Source organism: Pedobacter sp. AJM (assembly GCF_002197755.1).
Taxonomy (GTDB): domain Bacteria; phylum Bacteroidota; class Bacteroidia; order Sphingobacteriales; family Sphingobacteriaceae; genus Pedobacter.
Genome location: NZ_NHOT01000010.1, coordinates 226,057 through 246,440 on the forward strand (window position 1 = coordinate 226,057; position 20,384 = coordinate 246,440).

Annotated in this window: 20 protein-coding genes; 6 read left to right on the forward strand and 14 right to left on the reverse strand. The window is 38.9% G+C overall.

The features are described 5' to 3' along the window. Positions 1-80 precede the first annotated feature (80 nt). The 11 genes from CBW18_RS17195 to pdxA all read right to left on the reverse strand — a co-directional run bounded on the left by CBW18_RS17195 (position 81) and on the right by pdxA (position 10,054). Complete coding sequence (locus CBW18_RS17195; RefSeq protein ID WP_088302558.1) at positions 81-1,718, reverse strand: M28 family peptidase; 1,638 nt, start codon at positions 1,716-1,718, stop codon at positions 81-83. A 30-nt stretch (positions 1,719-1,748) separates the two neighbouring features. Further along, positions 1,749-2,186, reverse strand: coding sequence for a ribose 5-phosphate isomerase B (gene rpiB, locus CBW18_RS17200; RefSeq protein ID WP_088302559.1), 438 nt, complete (start codon positions 2,184-2,186; stop codon positions 1,749-1,751). 45 nt (positions 2,187-2,231) lie between these two features. Next, complete coding sequence (gene tatC, locus CBW18_RS17205) at positions 2,232-3,116, reverse strand: twin-arginine translocase subunit TatC (protein ID WP_029287019.1); 885 nt, start codon at positions 3,114-3,116, stop codon at positions 2,232-2,234. A 70-nt stretch (positions 3,117-3,186) separates the two neighbouring features. Then, complete coding sequence (accC, locus tag CBW18_RS17210) at positions 3,187-4,527, reverse strand: acetyl-CoA carboxylase biotin carboxylase subunit (protein WP_088302560.1); 1,341 nt, start codon at positions 4,525-4,527, stop codon at positions 3,187-3,189. A 97-nt stretch (positions 4,528-4,624) separates the two neighbouring features. Continuing rightward, positions 4,625-5,104 carry an acetyl-CoA carboxylase biotin carboxyl carrier protein gene (gene accB / locus CBW18_RS17215; protein ID WP_088302561.1) on the reverse strand — a complete coding sequence of 160 codons (480 nt, stop codon included), beginning with the start codon at positions 5,102-5,104 and terminating at the stop codon, positions 4,625-4,627. 113 nt (positions 5,105-5,217) lie between these two features. Further along, positions 5,218-6,216 carry a beta-ketoacyl-ACP synthase III gene (locus CBW18_RS17220; RefSeq protein ID WP_088302562.1) on the reverse strand — a complete coding sequence of 333 codons (999 nt, stop codon included), beginning with the start codon at positions 6,214-6,216 and terminating at the stop codon, positions 5,218-5,220. Between the two features lie 17 nt (positions 6,217-6,233). After that, the gene (gene plsX, locus CBW18_RS17225; RefSeq protein WP_088302563.1) at positions 6,234-7,172 is read right to left on the reverse strand and encodes a phosphate acyltransferase PlsX; all 939 of its coding nucleotides are present in this window, start codon (positions 7,170-7,172) and stop codon (positions 6,234-6,236) included. Positions 7,173-7,272: 100 nt separating this feature from the next. Continuing rightward, positions 7,273-7,464 carry a 50S ribosomal protein L32 gene (rpmF, locus tag CBW18_RS17230; RefSeq protein ID WP_010600130.1) on the reverse strand — a complete coding sequence of 64 codons (192 nt, stop codon included), beginning with the start codon at positions 7,462-7,464 and terminating at the stop codon, positions 7,273-7,275. Between the two features lie 15 nt (positions 7,465-7,479). After that, on the reverse strand, positions 7,480-8,010 hold the full coding sequence (locus tag CBW18_RS17235; protein WP_088302564.1) for a DUF177 domain-containing protein: 531 nt from the start codon (positions 8,008-8,010) through the stop codon (positions 7,480-7,482). Between the two features lie 74 nt (positions 8,011-8,084). Then, positions 8,085-8,921: a sulfurtransferase gene (locus CBW18_RS17240; RefSeq protein WP_088302565.1), complete on the reverse strand. Its 837-nt coding sequence runs from the start codon at positions 8,919-8,921 to the stop codon at positions 8,085-8,087. Positions 8,922-8,974: 53 nt separating this feature from the next. Beyond that, positions 8,975-10,054, reverse strand: a complete 1,080-nt coding sequence (gene pdxA, locus CBW18_RS17245) for a 4-hydroxythreonine-4-phosphate dehydrogenase PdxA (RefSeq protein ID WP_088302566.1) — start codon at positions 10,052-10,054, stop codon at positions 8,975-8,977. Positions 10,055-10,204: 150 nt separating this feature from the next. On the opposite strand from pdxA, the gene rsmA reads away from it, so the two are divergent. Further along, complete coding sequence (rsmA, locus tag CBW18_RS17250) at positions 10,205-10,990, forward strand: 16S rRNA (adenine(1518)-N(6)/adenine(1519)-N(6))-dimethyltransferase RsmA (RefSeq protein ID WP_088302567.1); 786 nt, start codon at positions 10,205-10,207, stop codon at positions 10,988-10,990. A 227-nt stretch (positions 10,991-11,217) separates the two neighbouring features. After that, positions 11,218-11,814, forward strand: a complete 597-nt coding sequence (locus CBW18_RS17255) for a thioredoxin family protein (RefSeq protein ID WP_088302568.1) — start codon at positions 11,218-11,220, stop codon at positions 11,812-11,814. 164 nt (positions 11,815-11,978) lie between these two features. Here the strand turns inward: CBW18_RS17255 and CBW18_RS17260 are convergent, their stop codons facing one another. Continuing rightward, positions 11,979-12,260 carry an ATP-dependent Clp protease adaptor ClpS gene (locus CBW18_RS17260; protein ID WP_088302569.1) on the reverse strand — a complete coding sequence of 94 codons (282 nt, stop codon included), beginning with the start codon at positions 12,258-12,260 and terminating at the stop codon, positions 11,979-11,981. A gap of 128 nt (positions 12,261-12,388) precedes the next feature. Between CBW18_RS17260 and CBW18_RS17265 the strand changes: the two genes are divergently transcribed. Further along, positions 12,389-13,447, forward strand: a complete 1,059-nt coding sequence (locus CBW18_RS17265; RefSeq protein WP_253249071.1) for a 3-oxoacyl-ACP synthase III family protein — start codon at positions 12,389-12,391, stop codon at positions 13,445-13,447. A 117-nt stretch (positions 13,448-13,564) separates the two neighbouring features. Here the strand turns inward: CBW18_RS17265 and CBW18_RS17270 are convergent, their stop codons facing one another. Together CBW18_RS17270 and CBW18_RS17275 are read right to left on the reverse strand one after the other, a co-directional pair. Continuing rightward, complete coding sequence (locus CBW18_RS17270; RefSeq protein ID WP_088302570.1) at positions 13,565-16,009, reverse strand: hypothetical protein; 2,445 nt, start codon at positions 16,007-16,009, stop codon at positions 13,565-13,567. Beyond that, positions 15,975-17,015, reverse strand: a complete 1,041-nt coding sequence (locus CBW18_RS17275; protein ID WP_088302571.1) for a hypothetical protein — start codon at positions 17,013-17,015, stop codon at positions 15,975-15,977. The genes CBW18_RS17270 and CBW18_RS17275 overlap by 35 nt, the downstream gene beginning before the upstream one ends. Positions 17,016-17,030: 15 nt before the next feature. Here CBW18_RS17275 and dtd point away from each other — a divergent pair, with 15 nt between their 5' ends. The 3 genes from dtd to CBW18_RS17290 all read left to right on the forward strand — a co-directional run bounded on the left by dtd (position 17,031) and on the right by CBW18_RS17290 (position 20,378). Continuing rightward, positions 17,031-17,483, forward strand: coding sequence for a D-aminoacyl-tRNA deacylase (gene dtd, locus CBW18_RS17280; RefSeq protein ID WP_088302572.1), 453 nt, complete (start codon positions 17,031-17,033; stop codon positions 17,481-17,483). 178 nt (positions 17,484-17,661) lie between these two features. Then, a complete protein-coding gene (locus CBW18_RS17285; RefSeq protein WP_172406562.1) occupies positions 17,662-19,110 on the forward strand; it encodes a glycosyltransferase family 39 protein in 1,449 nt (482 codons plus the stop codon). 95 nt (positions 19,111-19,205) lie between these two features. After that, entirely contained in the window at positions 19,206-20,378 is a 1,173-nt protein-coding gene (locus CBW18_RS17290) for a hypothetical protein (RefSeq protein ID WP_140418704.1), read from the forward strand. Positions 20,379-20,384: the final 6 nt, after the last annotated feature.

Genomic DNA, 20,384 nt, shown 5'->3' on the forward strand with positions numbered 1-20,384 from the left:
ATATGAATTTCTACTGCCGCCAAAAGTAATGTGCATAAAAAAGCCTCCCGAATATCAGGAGGCTTGATTTTATGACTTTATTATTTCTTAGGATTTCCTTTTCCATCTAAATCAACGGCTGGTCTTTTCGCACCATTAGCCAGTTCCCAGGCAGTGTAGTAAGTTAATTTTGCCCTTTTTGTCAATAGAGTGAAGTTAATCTTGCTAACTTCATCCCCCGGCCTGTGGTAATCCTGTTCCAGCATTCCGTCATAATAGAAAATAATTGGAATACCCAGTTTAGCAAAGTTATAATGATCTGAACGGTAATAAATGCGCTGGGTATCCTGAGGATCATCATATTTATAATCCAGTTTCATTTTAGTATAAGTTGCATTTACCTGTTCACTTAACTTACCTAAATCAGAACTCAACATTTTTGAACCTACAGAATAAATATAATTGGCAGAATCAGGTTTTCCAAGATACTCCTCACCGATACGGCCAATCATATCTGTATTTAAATCTGCAATGGTATTCTCTACCGGAAAAACAGGATGTTGCGAGTACCAATCAGAACCCCACAAACCTTTTTCTTCTCCTACTACGGTCATAAATAAAATGCTCCGTTTCGGGCCTTTACCTGCTTTTTTTGCATCAGTAAATGCTTTAGCCATTAAAAGAACACCAGTGGTGCCTGATCCGTCATCATCTGCGCCGTTATTAATTTTGTCTGGCCCTTCTACTTCAGGTGTAATTCCAATATGATCGTAATGACCGGTTAATACCAGCACTTCTTTTTTAAGTTTAGGATCAGAACCTTCTAAATAACCCAACACGTTTTCTCCACGAACAGCCATTCCTTTTTTCATTGCACTTGCAGAAAGGGCAACATTGATGGTTTGAGATGCTGGTTTTGTTGTTTCAGCTGTCTTTTTCTGAAAAGCATCAACAGAAGTATTTGCCGCTTTTAAAATTTCATTTGCAGTAGCTGTGGAAATGCTGATGATAGTAAAAGGGTTTTGTTTTTTCATGCGCTCTACCACTTCTTCTGTTCTCATTATCACTTGGCCCGCTTCATAGGCTGCTTTGCGTTCCGGAGAGATCTGATCAACAGCAGGGTCAATTACAATTACTGCTTTTGCCTTATTTTGGGCCAGGTAATTTAATTTTTTTTGCCTCGCCATCATGGCCGCGCGTCTGTCTGTTTTATCCGTAGCTTTCAAAGTTGGGTCTCCCGATCCAAAAATCATCACGACTTTGCCTTCAATGTTAAGGCCATCATATTCGTTAAAACCATCTTTAGAAATTCCATAACCTGCAAAAACAACTTCATCTGCACTGAAAGTGAAGCCATTTAAACCTACGGCATTACTGGTAATCAGATAATCTTTGTATGCTTGTTTTGGCTGTCCGTTGATGGTGAACATACTTTCACTAACCACATAACTGGCAAGGTCAATTTTCTGGAAGTAACTGCCGTCAACCGGTCCTTTTAATCCGATTGATTTAAAATAATCGCGAATGTAATCTGCAGCCATCCAGGCACCTTTTTTTCCGGTTTCCCGTCCTTCATATGCATCAGAAGCTAAAACAGAAAGGTGTTTGAATGCCGTTTCAGGATTAATAGCCTTGCTGAATCTGATGGCATCTTTGTTTGGTACCAGTGGTTTAACTTGTGCAAAGCAGGAAACACTAAGTAGTGAGGCTAGCCCAAGGGTTAAAAATCTTTTATTCATTATGGGTAATGGTTAGTTGAGTGAATAGGGTTAACATGAAATTTTTTCAATTCTGTTTTGATGACGGCCGCCTTCAAATGCAGTATTTAAAAAAGTGTTGGTGATTTCTTTGGCCTGTGCTATTGAAACAAATCTGGCTGGGATACATAAGATGTTGGCATTGTTATGCTTTCGAACCAAAGCGGCCACTTCATTCTCCCAGCATAAGCCGGCCCTGATTCCGTTATGTTTATTCGCGGTAATGGCCACACCATTTGCAGAACCGCAAAGCAGTATGCCATAAGTAAATTCGCCTTTTTCTACCGAGGAGGCCAGGGGGTGTGCAAAGTCAGGATAATCAACTGAAACAGCAGAATGTGGTCCAAAATCTTTTACTTCATAATCTTTTAGAAAATCCTTAAGTATTTCCTTGTATTCAAAGCCTGCATGATCACCTCCAATGGCGATTTTAATTTTAGTCTCAGACATGTTCAAATTTATACAGAATTATAAAATCTGTTCGTAATGTTTTTGTTAGTTAGCATAGAAAGCAGCATCTGCTTTTTTCTTCTTTCTTTCGATGTATGCAGATACGAAAATACTTAATTCATATAATAAGAATAAAGGCGTGGCCACAATCAGCATCGTCATGATATCCGGAGTTGGCGTTACAATGGCAGCTATAATCAGAATAATCACGGCGGCATATCTTCTGCTTGATCTCATCAGTTTAGGCGTCATTAATCCCAATTTCGATAAAATGAAAATAATGACCGGAAGCTCGAAAATGATACCTGTTCCTAAAGTTAATGTGGCAACAGAAGAAAGATAAGAATCTACGGTAAAAGTATTTTTAATTTCTGCACTTACGGTATAGCCTGTTAGGAAATTAACCGAAAGCGGACAAACCACGAAATAGCCGAAAAGAATACCAATGATAAACAGGATGGATGCGAAAAAGACAAATCCGCTGGCAGATTTCCGTTCATTATCGTGTAGCGCTGGTTTAATGAAACGCCAGATTTCCCAGAGAAGATAGGGGAAGCCTGCAATAATGCCACACATTACGCACACATTGAGCTGCAGATTAAACTGACCAGCCATTTCAGTATTGATAATCTCACCATTAATTTTAGTGATACACATATCTTTACCGAGTGAAGGAAAATTTTCAACCAGTTTGCACATCATTCTATAGGTCCAGAAATCAGGTTTTTTAGGTCCGAAAATAACTTTGTCTAAAATTTCTTCATTGAAATAGAAGGCGATACCTGTAAATACACCAATGGCAATTACGGCTCTGATTAAATGTTTACGGAGTACATCAAGGTGATCAAAAAAAGACATTTCTGCTTCCAGTGTTGTTCCTTTTTGCCCGATTGCTTTGCGTAGGGATGTTTTTTCTGTAGTGTCGCTCATGTTGAAAACAAAAATACCATTCTAAATGAATAGAATGGTATTTACGTGTTAAATATAGAAATAGTTTATATTATTCTGCAAATTCAAATGTTTCCATGAATTTAGTGGTGAAATTTCCTGCTCTGAAATTAGGGTCTTTCATCAATTGTAAATGGAATGGGATGGTGGTTTTGATCCCTTCGATTACAAATTCACCTAAAGCACGTTCCATTGTGCAAATGGCTTCTTCGCGGGTTTGTGCCACACAAATCAGTTTTGCAATCATTGAATCGTAATTTGAAGGAATAGAATAACCAGCATAAACGTGGGTATCTACCCGAACACCATGTCCACCTGGTGAATGGAAGTTCGTAATCCTTCCAGGTGAAGGACGGAAGTTATTTGCAGGATCTTCGGCATTGATCCGGCATTCAATGGCATGCATGTCAGGGAAATAATTTTTACCTGATATTGGAATTCCGGCAGCCACTTTAATTTGTTCTTTGATTAAATCGAAGTTAATGACTTCTTCAGTTACCGGATGCTCTACCTGGATACGTGTATTCATTTCCATAAAATAGAAGTTACGGTGTTTATCAACCAAAAATTCGATTGTACCGGCACCTTCATAATTTACAGCCTGTGCACCTTTGATGGCTGCTTCACCCATTCTTACACGAAGTTCTTCCGTCATAAATGGTGATGGAGATTCTTCCACTAATTTCTGGTGACGGCGTTGAATAGAACAATCACGTTCTGACAAGTGACAGGCTTTGCCAAACTGGTCACCAATAATCTGGATTTCAATGTGACGGGGATCTTCAATATATTTTTCCAAATACAAACCATCATTACCAAATGCAGCTCCAGATTCCTGACGTGCACTATCCCATGCATTTTCGAAATCTTCATCTTTCCAAACTACGCGCATTCCACGGCCACCACCACCGGCAGTAGCTTTTAAAATAACCGGATAACCCATTTCGTTGGCAATAGCTATACCTTCTCTAACACTGGTAAGTAAGCCTTCTGATCCCGGAATAGTTGGTACACCTGCAATTTTCATCGTTTCTTTTGCAGAAGCTTTATCGCCCATCCCGTTAATTTGCTCTGGTGTGGCACCAATAAATTTGATGTTGTATTCACGGCAAATGTTAGAAAACTTAGCATTTTCTGACAGGAAACCGTAACCCGGATGTATGGCATCAGCGTTGGTTAATTCTGCGGCCGATATGATATTTGGAATATTTAAATAAGAATCTTTACTTGGTGGAGGACCAATACAAACAGCCTCATCAGCAAAACGTACATGTAAACTTTCGCGATCGGCGGTAGAGTAAACAGCAACTGTTTTGATGCCCATTTCCTTACAGGTACGGATAATGCGTAATGCAATTTCCCCTCTGTTGGCAATCAGTATTTTTTTAAACATAATTTTTAATTTAGGATTACACAGATTTAAACGATTACACCGGTTTAACTGTATGATCAAAAATCTGTGAAATCAAATTAATCTGTGAAATCAGCTTCTAAATAGGTTCTACTAAAAATAATGGTTGATCATATTCTACCGGAGATGCATTATCAACCAGGATTTTAACGATACGACCTGAAACTTCACTTTCAATTTCATTAAAAAGCTTCATTGCCTCAATGATACAAACAACCTTACCAATGCCAACCTCATCGCCAACATTTACAAACATTGGTTTTTCGGGACTTGCTGAACGGTAAAAAGTACCAATCATCGGAGATTTAATCGTAATATATTTTGATGCATCTTCTTCAGCAGCTGGAACAGCAGGTGTTGCTGCAACCGGAGCGGTAGGAGCCGTAGCAACCGGAGCTGCTGCCTGTACAAGCGGTGCTTGTGGTACGGTAGCATGCACAACTGTTGGTGCCTGGTTTGTTTTAATCGTAATCTTGAAGTTTTCCTGCTCAATAGCAACTTCGTTTACTCCAGAACGAGAAACAAATTTAATCAGTTCCTGTATTTGTTTGATATCCATTTTTTAATCCTTGTTATGTAAAAAATAGTGTATAATGAATTAACTAAGTTATACTTTTTTTGTTTTAAATTTTATAGTTAACAGACTGAAGACTTTCGACTTCCGGCTGAGGACTAGTTCGAATCGTAAGCCCATTTGAGGTAAATTGATCCCCATGTAAAACCACCACCAAAAGCAGCCAAAACGATGTTATCGCCTTTTTTTAACCTGCTTTCCCATTCCCATAAGCACAATGGAATGGTACCATTGGTGGTATTTCCGTAACGCTCAATATTGATCATTACTTTATCGGTAGTAACCCCCATGCGGTTTGCGGTCGCATCAATAATCCGTTTGTTTGCCTGGTGCGGAACCAACCATGCCACATCTTCAGCCGTTAAATTATTGCGTTCCATAATTTCAGCAGCAACATCTGCCATATTGGTTACGGCAAATTTGAATACTGTAGGGCCCTCCTGGTGGGCGTAATGTAATTTAGCATCAATGCTTTCATGCGTGGCCGGCTGAACAGAACCTCCTGCTTTCATGCCCAGGAAATCTCTTCCAGCACCATCTGTTCTAAGAATGGAATCCTGAACACCCAGGCCTTCTTCATTAGGCTCCAGTAGTGCGCAACCACAACCATCACCAAAGATGATGCAGGTGGTACGGTCTTCATAATTGATAATGGATGACATTTTATCGCCACCAACAACCAAAACTTTTTTATGTCTTCCAGATTCTACAAAAGATGCACCAGTTGCTAAACCGAAGATAAAACCAGAACATGCTGCCTGTAAATCGTAACCCCAGGCGTTAGTGGCACCAATTTTATCGGCTAACACATTGGCTGTCGCCGGAAAAGTAAAATCAGGTGTTGTCGTGCAAAAAATAATCAGTTCAATTTCCTTTGCATCTATTCCCCTTTTCTTAAGCAGGCCATTTACGGCATGAACTGCCATATCTGATGTACCTAAGCCTTCGCCCTTTAAAATTCTACGTTCCTTAATACCCGTTCTGCTCGTAATCCATTCATCAGAGGTATCAACCATGGTTTCTAACTCTTCATTGGTGAGCACATAGTCTGGAACGTAACCATTTACTGCTGTAATAGCAGCATGAATTTTACTCATTTTAAGAATTTTTTTTATTATTTAAATGCCATTCTAATTTTTTCTACCAATCCTGTGGTAATCATTTCCCGGGATTGAAGAACCATATTTTTAACAGCCAGCGGGCTGGAAATTCCATGTCCGATAACAACAGGAGCATTAACACCTAAAACCGGACTTCCGCCATACTGTTCGTAGTTAAACCGGTCAAAAAATTCATCTTTTAATCCCTTTTTGATGGTGATCACGTAGAAAGATTCTGCCAGTTTAAGCATAACATTTCCGGTAAAGCCATCGCAAACAATTACATCTGATTTATCATTAAAGAGATCCCTTCCTTCTACATTACCTACAAAATTAAACAAACTGGTCTCTTTCATCAGTGGAAATGTAGCCATACTGAGCATATTCCCTTTTTCATCTTCCTCACCAATGTTCATTAAGGCCACTCTCGGATGATCTATTCTAAATAAATTTTCAGCGTATAGGCTGCCTAAAACGCCAAACTGCAATAAGATATCTGGCTTACAATCTGCATTGGCGCCAACATCCAATAACAAGCCTGTACCGCCTTTAAGTTTTGGGAGTATGGAACATAAACATGGGCGGATAATGCCCGGAATGGTTTTAACGCTAAATACAGCGCCAACCAGCATTGCCCCAGAATTACCTGCACTGGCGAATGAATCGATTTTACCCTCTTTTAAAAGGTTAAAACCAACTGCAATGCTCGAATTTGGTTTCTGAACAATTGCTTTGGTGGGATGTTCGCCCATACCAATAACTTCATCAGTATGAACGTATTCAAAATGATCCGGATTAAAGCCTTCTTCAGCGAGAATGGGTTTAATCTGTTCGGTATCACCGATAAGAACAATATGTTCTCCGGCGTTTAGCGATTGATGAGCTGCTATTGCTCCCAAAACGATTGCTTTGGGAGCATAGTCTCCGCCCATTATGTCGAGGCCTATTTTCATCGAAAAAATCTGTTTGTGTTAAGTTAGGTTCAATCCTAAATTTTCAGTGGACTAAGGTATGACTAAAGCCGCTGAAAACACAAACAATTTCTTAAGAAAATTACCCGATTTGAGTATTTTCGATAACCAATTTACCGTTATAGTATAGGTTACCATCAACGTTGTATGCACGGTGAGGTACGTGAATAGCACCTGTTGCTGCGCAAGTTGCCAAAGAAGGTGTCACTGCTTTGTAGTGTGTTCTTCTTTTATTTTTTCTCTGTTTCGAGATTTTCCGTTTTGGATGTGCCATTGGTGTATAATCTAATTATTTTTTTAACTTATTAAGGGCTTCCCAACGTGGGTCGCTTGTTTGTTCATTTTCTTCTGCCTGCTTATCAATAGAGAGTTGCGCTAAGTGATCAATCATTTCCTGATCACACTCTTTATCTGCCTGCTCGCAGTTTTTGATATAAGGTACAGAAACGTTAATCATTTCGTATAATGGACCTGATATATCAATCTCAGAATCTTTACGGCTTAGCGAAATGATTTCTTCGTCATCGCTTTCCAGCTCATCTCCTGCAAATTTTACGATTTGTCTTTCGTATAAGTTAACCGGGTAAGCAAATTCCGATAAGCATTTATCGCAATCTAAATTTAATGTTCCAATGACCTTAAATTTTAAGAGTAACATGGTCTCTTGCTTATCAAGTTCCAGGTTAACCTTTAAATTACCACTTTTAATTAACGAATACTCAAAAGCATTAAAAAAACGGTCATCAAGCTCATAATCAAACTGATGAGTTCCCAATTTTAGTCCGGTAAACGGTATAGAAAATTGTTTTAATGGGTTCAAAGTACTGTAAAATTTTAGCCTGCAAATGTATGGATAAAATAATTAGATAAAAAATGTTTTTTAAAAATTGTTATCTATTTAAAAACCATTTCCTTATTATTTCTGCTCCACTCACTCCATGATCCCACATAAAGCTTAGCCATTGGTAATCCGGCATAATCCAAAGCAAGTAGTGTATGGCAGGCGGTGATACCGGAGCCACAGTGTACAATCACATTTTCAGATTTAATGTTAGCCAGGGCTTTACTGTATTTAGCTTTAAGTTTTTCAGGTGGAAGGAAAAATCCTTCAGCATCTAAATTCTCAGTAAAAGGAATATTTACCGCACCCGGAATATGCCCTGCAAGGGTATCAATGGGTTCTGTTAAGCCTGCATAACGGTTAGCATCACGTACATCAATAACCAGGTGGCCGGCTGTTTTTGCCACTGCTTCCACTTCGGCCATATCTGATAAGGGGAGAGTCCAGGCATCCGCTTCGTACGCATCAGCAGTCCTTGGGGTTGCTACCTTATTTGTTGTTGGAAAACCAGCCTTTACCGCTGCCTGAAATCCACCATCTATCACCTGAACTTTTTCATGGCCGATTGCACGGAGCATCCACCAGAGCCTGGCAGCTGCATTGCCACCATTCTTATCGTCATAAACAATAACATGACTATTCTTGCTGATGCCGAATTTTTGCAACACCTGAGCAAATTGTTTAACATCAGGTAATGGATGACGGCCACCTTTAGCGAAGTCACCGATATTCGCCAAATCTTCGTTTACATCTGCAAAAAGCGCACCCGCCAAATGTTGTTCCACGTATCGTGCTTTTGAACCTGCACTGGCATCAATAATGATAATATCATTGTTAGCCCTAAGCGAGGCTAAAGCAGCTGGATGTATAATTGGAGGTAATTTTGACATGGTTTTCTTCTTTTGATTAAACCTATAGTGTTTCTAAAGCCTGAAAGGTTCGCTTATGAAGCATCGTCTTTAATATCAAACTGCGTTTCAACGACCTTCCCACCCGAACGCAACTGGCCGCTTAACATTTCCTCTTGTTCTCTGCGGTTTTTCACAATGTGGATGGCCGAAAATAATGCTTCTGTAAATGAAGTAGCATCTGCAAGGTCTTTTCCGGCGATGTCGTAGCCTGTTCCATGATCTGGAGAAGTACGGACAAAGTTTAATCCGGCAGTGAAGTTAACACCATTATGGAAGGCTAAAGTTTTAAACGGAATTAAGCCCTGATCGTGGTACATGGCTAAAACAGCATCAAATTTTTTGTAACTGCCATTTCCAAAAAAACCATCGGCAGGGTATGGGCCAAAAACCATCAGGCCTTTATCATATGCTTCCTGAATGGCGGGCGTAATAATTTCAGCCTCTTCCGCGCCAAGCAGGCCATTATCGCTGGCATGCGGATTTAAACCTAGTACCGCAATTTTTGGTTTCTCAATCCAGAAATCCTTTTTTAAGCTTTCGTTAATCAGCTTCAGTTTACTTAAAATTTTATCTTTTGTAATAGCAGTTGGAATATCTTTTACCGGAATATGCCCGGTAATGACACCTACACGTAAATTTTCACTGATTAGGAACATCAGCACATCTTTACTGCCACTTTTTTCCTGTAAATATTCTGTATGACCAGGGAAAGCGAAGGTTTCAGACTGGATATTGTGCTTATTGATTGGCGCGGTAACTAACGCGTCAATGTCGCCGTTCACTAAATCTGCTGTAGCTTTTTCGAGTGATAAAAGCGCATATTTTCCACCTGTAGCAGTAACCTGCCCGAGTTCGATTTTTACATCTTCCTCCCAGCAATTGATCATGTTTGCTTTTTTTACCTGTGCCTGGCTGGCGTGATTGATCACATTAAAACTGAAATCACCTAGATTATTTGCCTTTCTGTGAAAAGAGGAAACCTTTGTGTGTCCGTAAACAATTGGAATACAATAATTTAAAATAGCCGGGTTGGATAACGTTTTGATAATTACCTCTAAACCAATACCGTTCACGTCGCCTATACTAATACCTATTTTAAGTTTATCGCTCATAATTATTGGAAAATTTTAGCGCAAAATACTGATTTTCGTTTAAAGACTTTAAAAAAAATGAAAGGGCAAAGAATACTAAGTTATTCGCAAAGCAATAATAAGTCTATCTTTGTGCTCTTTGCGGTTAAATATTCGGCAAAAATTTGAGATATGAGTTTAGTAAAAGCGAAAAAACATTTAGGTCAGCATTTTTTAACCGATAAAGGCATTGCCAACCGCATTGTTGAAAGTCTGGTGAATACCGATCAGTATCATCAGGTTTTAGAGGTTGGCCCCGGAATGGGCATTCTTTCTGATTTTTTGCTGCAGCGTGAAGATTTACAAACTTACCTGATTGATATTGATACAGAATCTTATCATTTTCTGAATGAAAAATACCCGCAGCTGGGTGACCGGTTAATTAACGGCGACTTTTTAAAATTGGATTTCGACACCATTTTTCCAGGTCCTTTTGCCATTATTGGTAACTTTCCCTATAATATTTCCTCTCAGATTTTATTTAAAATTTTAGATAACCGCCAGAAGGTTGTGGAGATGGTGGGGATGTTTCAAAGAGAGGTGGCGCAACGTTGTGCTTCGCCTGCGGGCACTAAGGACTATGGAATTTTAAGTGTTTTTCTCCAGGCGTATTATAAAATTGAATACCTATTTACCGTAAAGCCCGGCACTTTTAATCCGCCACCAAAGGTACATTCTGCCGTTATTCGTTTAATCAGAAACGAAGTAGAAACGCTGGATTGCGATGAAAAACTGTTCTGGCGTGTAGTTAAAGCAGGCTTTAATCAACGCAGAAAAACATTGCGTAATGCGGTGTCTGCTGTAATGCCGAAAGACAAAATGGATGATCATTTTTATTTTGAGAAACGTGCCGAGCAATTAACTGTTGAAGACTTTGTGGCGCTAACGCAGCACCTCAGCAAACTGATGGAAGCTTAAATATAATCAAGTTTGTAAGCTTTCTTTCTCAATAGATTCTATTCAATTTATTTTGCTCAAAATAAAGCTACAATTAATGAAGCGCAGTAAATCGTAGCTGTTTTTAGCCAGTAAAAATAGCTGTGTAATCTAAAAATCTCTGTAATTATTATCGAAGCGATTTCTTGCAAAGCCATGATTATTTTGATTTAATTTCTGCTTTTATTTGCGATATATCTTAAAATACTATGGTGAATTATAGCGGAATATTCAATGAACAAGGGATGGATTATTTAACCTATCGTGCCCTGATAGATCAACTGCTGTTAGAAGGAAAGGCTACTGGCGATGTAACTTACGATTTGCACTACACTAAAATGAACGTGCAGCGCATGAATCGGGTAGATAAGACCATTAGTTTGACTGATGATTTAACCACTGCTATTGATCAATTGGCAGGTAATCGTAAGTTCTTAGTCATTACGGAAGGCTGGTGTGGTGATGCTGCGCAGATTGTTCCGGTGTTTAATAAAATCGCAACTGCATCTTTAGGTAAAATTGATTTGAAATTTGTACTGCGAGATCAAAATCTGCCATTAATTGATGCACATTTGACGAATGGTGGCAGGGCAATTCCAGTTTTAATTGTGCTGAATGAATCAGCCGATCAGGTTTTAGCCACTTGGGCACCCAGGCCACAGGTTTTGCAGGAACTTTTAAAAGAATGGAAAAGGGAAACAACTGAGATGCCAATCCTAGCCGAAAAACTGCATGGCTGGTATGCTAAAGATAAAACCCAAACTACGCAGGCAGAGTTGACTGGGCTATTGAAAGGCTTGCTATAATAGTACGTTCGGTAGCATTTCTTTCCCGGAAATCGTCATTGCGAAGCCGATTTTTGATTGGCTGAAGCAATCTTGATCCTGAGTGAAAAGATTGCTTCTTTGTTACTCCTCCCAATGACTACACCTCAACTACAGTCTAAAGATTTATCGATTGAAGCTGGCATCTAGTCCACTGAAACGGTCAATCCCTCTTGTTGCAAAATTTTCCGGTAAACTTCCATTTCTGTAAAAGAACCTTCTAAGACAGGGCATTTGCCATCATTATGTACTTTCCAGGCAATTTTTTCAGATTGAGATTCGTTATAATCCAGGTACTTCATCATGCAATAGATCACATGATCGAAAGTATTGATGTCATCATTCCACAAAATAAGGCGATGTACAGTTTTTAGGGAAGTTAAAATTTCTTCGAGCGTAAAGGTCTCTTCTTTGGTTTCTGTAGACATGAGGCAAAAATAAACAATAATTGGAAGATTTGAGAGATTAGATTTGAGATGTTAGACATTTAGCTGCTTATCCACTAGAAGTACGCCGCGCTATCTTTATAAAATAACTAACTTTACCTAACCAAATTATGAATAATAACATGCATCAATCTAAAATAGGCGGTATTGGTTACTACGTTCCTAAAAATGTTTATACCAATACTGATTTAAGCCGTTTTATGGACACCAATGACGAATGGATTCAGGAGCGTACCGGAATCCAGGAACGTCGTTTTGCTGATCGTTACGAAGAAACTACCACGACCATGGGAATCGAGGCTGCGAAAATTGCCATCGAACGTGCCGGCATCACCGTACAGGATGTTGACTTTATCATTTTTGCTACGCTCAGTCCAGATTATTATTTTCCTGGTTGTGGAGTATTATTACAGCGGGAAATGGGCATGGGGGAAATTGGTGCTTTGGATATTCGTAACCAGTGTTCAGGTTTCGTTTATGCACTTTCTGTTGCCGATCAGTTTATTAAAACCGGCATGTATAAAAATATTCTGGTAGTGGGGAGCGAGAAACATTCTTTTGCCATGGATTTCGAAACCAGGAGCCGGAATGTATCGGTAATTTTTGGTGATGGGGCAGGTGCAGTCGTATTGCAGCCCACAGATGAGCCTGGAAAAGGTATTTTGAGTACGCACCTACATAGTGATGGCGCTGATGCAGAGATCCTGGCGATGCATTATCCGGGTTCTCATGCCAATAAATGGATGAAGGATAAACCAGCTTTTCCTGATCAGGAATTAGGTGGGTTGTTCATGACAAAAGAAATTTTAGATAGTGGTGCAGCCTTACCTTATATGGATGGTCCGTCGGTTTTTAAAAAGGCAGTCGTTAAATTCCCTGAAGTGATTAAAGAAGCACTGGCTGCAAATAATTTAAGTGAAAAAGATATCGATATGCTCGTGCCGCATCAGGCTAATTTACGCATCAGCCAGTATGTACAACAACTGCTTGGCCTAAGTGATGATCAGGTTTTTAACAATATTCAGAAATACGGGAATACCACAGCAGCCTCTGTGCCCATTGCGCTTTGTGAAGCCTGGGAAGCCGGGAAAATAAAAGATGGCGACCTGGTTTGTCTGGCTGCATTCGGCTCTGGTTTTACCTGGGCTAGTGCATTGATCAGGTGGTAGCAGGGGAGAAGGTTCAGGGTTTCAGGTTGATCGTTTTTTCCCTCGTTATTAGCTGGATTTTAGCTTTCTTGATTTTTACTCCTTGCTCTTTATTCTTTGCTCCTTCCCGCTCTTGCGCTACTTTTTTGCTATAAAATCTCCAAGATAACTACACGCTCCGGCGGCAACCTGATAAAATGGCGTTTTACTGTATTTCAACTTCATTTCTTTAAAATAAGGATTGTTATAATTGGCGTTGATGAAGTTTTTGTATTTGACATCTTTTTTGTCCCAATAGCTGAAAGAGTTTAATTTAGCATTTAAGATCATTTGCTTTTGTGCACACTTGGCCAGCATGAAAGTGCATTTCGCCCGGAAGTCTGCATTTGTGCTCAAAGTTCTGGCTTTTAAATACCATGCTTTCGCCGTTTGTGCTTTTTTATAATCTATATCATAATCAAATTTTGCAGCATTGGCATGATCATAAGATGACCAGTCATAACTGATCAAAAACCAGCTGTTGCCAAAATAACCCGTTTGATAAACTGCGTTTGCCATTTTATAAAAGTAAAGCGCAGCGTTCTTTTTGTCGCTGATGGTTAATTTTTGTAACCGGAGCATTTCTGCTGCAAATGCCTTTTTTGTAACGGAAGCTTTTGCAACCACATATTTTTTTGGATAATCGTTAAGGGTTTGGATAAATGGATTCGAATAGAGCTTTCCATTTGCATCATCGGCATACCAGTTGGTTGGACTGGAATAGTTATAGTTAGGGGATAATTTCGCAAACATTTGAACCGCTTTATCATATTGATGCGTTCTTAGATAAGTAGTGCCCCAAAGCTCATAAAATTCATCCTTACTCAGTCTGTTTATGGCCTTCGCCAGTAAAGCAGTGACGTCATTTCCATTTGCTTTCGTTTTATAGTTTGCAATACCCTGCATACTCTCCGGACTCAAATATTGTCGCCAGAATGAAGTGCTTGCATAACTTATATTATCGAACAGTGAATTGTTTTTCATTTGGCTGAAGGAGAGGTCTCCCTTAACCATGGCCAAAGCTGCTTTAGCGGTATCGCCCATTTTCAAATAAGCCGGAGCCAGAATTTGCTGATAAAAATTTCTGGTGGTTCTGGTAAAGCGTTTATCCTGATCTGCCCAGGCCACATATGGTCCGTTTTTCTCCGTTTTATTCTCCGCAAATCGTTTTTCATCCAGCCATTTTAAAGAGGGCAACAAATCATTTTCATTAAATGGATTGCCCTTTTTAATGTTTTTAGCTTTAATCAGTAAATCCGTAATCCGGTATTGATCCTTCAATCTTTCCGGCAGTTTATCAGCATTCAGCTTTGCCAGGTAACCTGAGGCTTCGAGATCTTTATTTTCCATCCAGGATAAGTAGGCGGCTGTTAAAGTACCAAGTTCTGGTTGTGGATATTTATTTTCTTCAGCCAGTTTTAAGGCGAAATCTTTAACCAGGTGAAGTTGCTTTAAGTTCAGGGTTTTAATGCTGTCTCTGGATTTTGAGTTATCACTATCATAAAAATAATATTGGTAGGAGATTTTAGCCAGATCGCTGTCTTTAATTAAAGCCTGTTCCAGCTTATTTACCTCACGCACTAAAAGTGCACCATTTAACTCACTTTTCGGTTCATATTGATAAACCCTGGTTAAGCTTTCGATATTAAAATCTGGATTTCCAAAACCATTGATGGCCCAAATACTGGCCTTTTCATCGTTTGTTTTGGCATATTTTAAAGCGCCATTTACCGGAGAACTATTGTAATAATAATTTTTATAAGCCTGGATTCTACGCTCAGGATTAGTGGTAAACACCTTCGAAAATAAGAAAGCAGACTCTTCCGGATTGCCCAGCCTTCTGGTTGATCCGGCATAGAGTGCCAGTGCCCATCCCTTAACAGCACTGGTGGTTTTATTCGTTTTTATAAATTGATCATAAACATTTTTGCTTTCGGCATGTAAGCCGGCATAGTGAAACATTCTTTCGGCCTGATAAGCGTAACGGACTTTTAAAAAGCTGTCTTTTTCTGAGGCTGTTAATTTCAATGCTGCTGTGGCCAGGTCAGCCATTGCGGTGGTATCCCTTGGCTTAGGATCCCATAGATCAAAATTAACATTGGCAAAAGGTTCAGTACTTTTGGCGAAGGTAAAGTACTTCCGTGCATTTTTATTTTTCCCTAAAGCCTGGATAAAAGTGTTTTTCTGTAAGCTATCCGGTAAGGATGAAACCTGTTCATCAAAATTTTTCAGTTTAACATTGGTGGCACTATCTATCTGGTACATCACTTTATGTACATCCTGCGGGTTTACCTCCAAATATTTTCCCCATTCTTTGCTGTTAATTTCCGATTCACTCAGCACATCTTCTTCACTGTTTAAATAGGCCATTTGGTTGAATGCAAAGGGTATGTAATCATCTCCCTGCACATTGTTATGGAAATATGAAATATAGTAATCGTAAGGATCTACTTCTCCACCACAGGCTAGGTTCACTGCGATTTCGCCAAAAAATGTAATCAGGAAAACACTAGAAATTAGCGATAACTTTTTGGAGGTCTTCATGTGTATAATGTTTTAAAAGATCGGCGTCAAGATGGTAAAAAACGAGATTTCGTTCGTCTGGTTTCAAATATCGGGATAAAAAAGTGGATGTGGCAAGTAAATCTTTTGCTGAAACTTCCTCCCATCTTACTATATCCCCTTGCTTTAATCCGGCTGCAGGATAGTCTGATAAGAGGTCATATAAAATAGAATCTCCCCGCTGTCTGAATAGTTTTTTGTTTTGCAATTGGCTTTGATTAATCCTTTTCGAAATCCCGGCGTATCCCTTATTTCTAAAGACCACTGCCCACTCAAAAAGTGGTAGTGCCACATCCAGTTTCAGTGGGTAGTTCTCAAGCACATCTTTGAGGTAAATATCCATTTCATGTTGATTGAGGATAGAATTCTGATCGCCATACTGCCTCAGATTGCCCATGTTATAACACATCAGCATGGCCTTTTCTACCGGTGGTATTCCGCTGGTTAATATGTTTTTTACCTGATGTAGTCGGAGTGTCACTGAAATACTTTTTCCTTTTAGTAAGGGCTGATTTTTCAATTGGCTAAGAAATTTAAAATACTGCTCACGGGTGGCTTTGGTCCAGTCGCAATCGATTTGAAGTTCCGTAAAACGCTGCTTTCCCGCTTGCTTTACTTTCGCATCCACAAAATTCGCGATCCGGCTGGCGAGCATTTTTGTCTTATTCGAATCGGTTTCATAAAATAGCCGGTTAACCAGAAAAACCACTGGAATAATCTCCACTTGAGGTGGCAATGGCTCAGAAAATTTTATTGGAGATACCGGAACGGCCTGCTGAAGATTGGGGTCAACATCCACATCCATGATCCGGACATATAGGGCTTTCGATTTGAACTGATCAAGATATTGGGTCTCAGATTTAGTATTATGGTAATCGGTTTTCCAAAAATAGAAGGTAGGGTGAACGATTGATTTTTGCTTACAGCTGAATAGCAGAACAGTAGCAATGACTAAAATACTTATCTTGCGCATACTAAATTTATCCATCAAAAGTAATATAAAATGCGGGCAGTTTTACAAAGGGTTACCGAAGCAAGTTGTACAGTAGAAGAAAAGATTACAGGAGAAATCAAAGGTGGATTTCTGGTGCTGCTGGGTATTGAAGATGCCGATACCACTGAAGATTTGGAATGGCTGGCCCAGAAAATTATCGGGATGCGTGTTTTTGGTGACGAAAACGGCTTGATGAATAAAGCTTTGGCCGATGTTAACGGGGATATTCTGTTGATTAGTCAGTTTACCTTGTTTGCTTCCACGAAAAAGGGCAACCGGCCGGGCTTTACCAAAGCTGCGAAGCCCGATGTTGCTATTCCCCTGTACGAGAAAATGATAGAAAAGTTATCGGCTTTGCTTGGGAAAAAAGTTGAAACCGGAATTTTTGGCGCAGACATGAAAATTGCTTTAGTAAATGATGGACCCACTACTATTTTGATTGATACTAAGAATAAAGAATAAATAAAAATTAAACTTTAGAACCGTAACTATTTAAGCAATTGGCTGTCAAAGACGATAATATATTTCAATACATCAATGCGGTTAAATAAATATGGAGGCTCAATATCAGAACCGGATAAAAGAATATAGTTGTCTTGCTTTTTTTCTAATTTTAAAATTAGTTTTATCTTTTGTATTGGTGAATTCAGTTTATGAATTACACCGGGATGAATTCTTGTACCTCGATCAGGCCAATCACCCCGCCTTTGGATTTACTTCCGTACCTCCATTGATATCATTTTTTTCATTGTTGATTAAATTACTAGGGGGCGGCTTTTACCTGATACGTTTTGTACCTGCCTTTTTAGGCGCATTAACACTGGTTTTTTGCTGGAAAATCGTTGAGGCCATCAACGGTAACTTGTTGTCAAAATGTTTAGTTTGTATTGCCATGATCTGCTCAATCTTTTTAAGATTGAATACCTTATATCAACCAAACTCCTTTGATGTTTTAGCGTGGACAGCTGCTTTCTATTATCTGATCTGCTATTTTGATGGCGAACAACCCAAATACCTGTATTTTTTCGCCATCACCATTGCTATCGGCTTTTTGAATAAATACAATATCCTGTTCCTGGTTATTGGCTTATTCCCCGCTATCTTAATTGGCAGGCAGCGAAAAATATTTACGCAGAAACATTTTTATTTTGCGGTTTTAGTGGGGGTATTCATTGCACTTCCAAATATCATCTGGCAAATCAACCGTGGCTTCCCGGTATTACACCATATGAAACTGTTGCAGAAATATCAGCTGGTAAATGTTTCTTTAAAAAACTTTTTGATGAGCCAGTTTTTGTTCTTCATCAATTCCTTCTTTTTCCTTCTGTCCGGGGTTTCTGTTTTGATCTGGCATAAGACCTTCTTAAAATACCGTTGGGTAATTTTAACTTATCTTTTCACCATGCTGGTGTTTATCTATTTCAAAGGAAAGGATTATTATACTTTAGGGCTTTATCCGGTACTGCTCTGTTTTGGTGCAGTATATTTCGGGCAAATTTTATCAAAGCGATATTTGGTAAAGGGTGCAGTTATAGCTTTTACAATGGTATCATTTGTATATGTACTTCCTTTGCTTATGCCGGTGTATTCTCCTGCTCAAATTATCAAAAGCCATAAGCGGTTTGAAAGCGTAGGAGCATTGCGATGGGAAGATGGAAAAAATCATCAGCTTCCGCAGGATTATGCTGATATGCTGGGTTGGAAGGAAATTGCACATTTAGCGGATATGGCATACAGCCAGGTTAAAGATAAAAGCACGGTACTCGTACGCGCAGATAACTATGGGCAGGCAGCTGCAATCAATTATTATTCTAAATATCCCAATATCGGAGCTGTTGCCTATAGTGATGATTATTTGCATTGGTTCAAGTTGAAGAAGCCGGTTAAAGATTTAATTTTAATTCAGGGTACTTATGATGAAGATCCGCAAAGGAAGAAGGAGCAACCCATTTTTGCGAAGATTACCAAAATTGGCGAAGTAAAAAATCCATTTTCAAGAGAATTTGGCGCAAGTGTTTTCTTACTGGAAGGTGCCAAAATTAACATCAACCCAATCATTGAGGCAGAAATAATAGAAGAACAACAATAAAATTTTGAAGCGTACAAGAAACAGTTGATCATAGAATAAGTGTAATTAACAGGTTTATTCTATATTTGATTACCTTCAAAAAACTTATGATGAATATGCGCTCACATTTCTGTATTAAAAAATTCCTGGTCTTTATCATATTATCAGCCGTATGTTTTTATGGTTGCAAACGGACAGTAAAAACGGATCGTGAAGAGGATTCTGGCATTGATGATATGGAAGAGGTTTCCAAGACAGAATATCAAAGAATTATGAAATTAAAACTGCCCTTAAAAACAGTTTTAATCAACAAAACTTATTCACTGAATATCCCCGAAAATTGTGATTTTGAAGTGGAAAAAGTTGCGCCCGGAGAAGTTTTATTAGGGGATATAGATCTTGCGAAAATCGACACCAATTCTCTAAGCGTAAATTTAGCTGATTTCTTTACCAGTAATGAAAAGCTTCATTCGGAGCATATTTATATCATTCCTTCAAATGATTCGAAACAGTTTTCTGTAGCTGATTTAAAGGCCGGCGGTGAAAGAATAGATGCCGTTTATTACGAAGATGATAATAGCGTTATTTATAGTCAGGGTGAAACGTTCTTCACCTGTAATCTCCAATATGATGCAGTGAAAAAATGCTTTTTAGTTTATAGCGCTGAAATCAGCTGGACCCAGAAATACCCTAAAAAGCAAAAGCTGGAACTTTCAGTACATCTTTTAAAACATGCAAAAAATTTAATGGCAACCAATTATCCGGTCGTTAAATTTGAGTCGTGGAATGATTATGTTCAGAATATGCCTGCTTTAAAAATAAACTGGGTAAATAACATGTTCATGAAAATAGAGAAAGAACTCAAATATTTTCTCGACACAAATGATCAGGTCTCTCCGCGAACACCCGGTAACTATACTTTCGTAGAGTTGTTTAGCCCATCACCAGAAACCTTAAGCGATTTTAATAAAACCATCAATCAGATCAAAAGCAATCAGGTTGTTGAATCGGATTATGGCTCACGAGGAATTATTTTAAATATAAGTAACCAATATTCATATCAATTAAAGGAAGATTCCGGCTGCTATGTGGTTACAAGTACTGCAAAAATGAGAGATGGCTATGCAGCCCATACTTTTGCCACTGTTTTTTGTCCGGTTATTTATAAGGGAAGAACTTTTATCCTCAAAACAGATCAAGAACTGACACCATCCAATGCTGATTTTTTTGTAAAAATGTTCAGCTATTTCAGTAAACATAATACCTTACAAATAACTGCTCACCCATAACGCCCC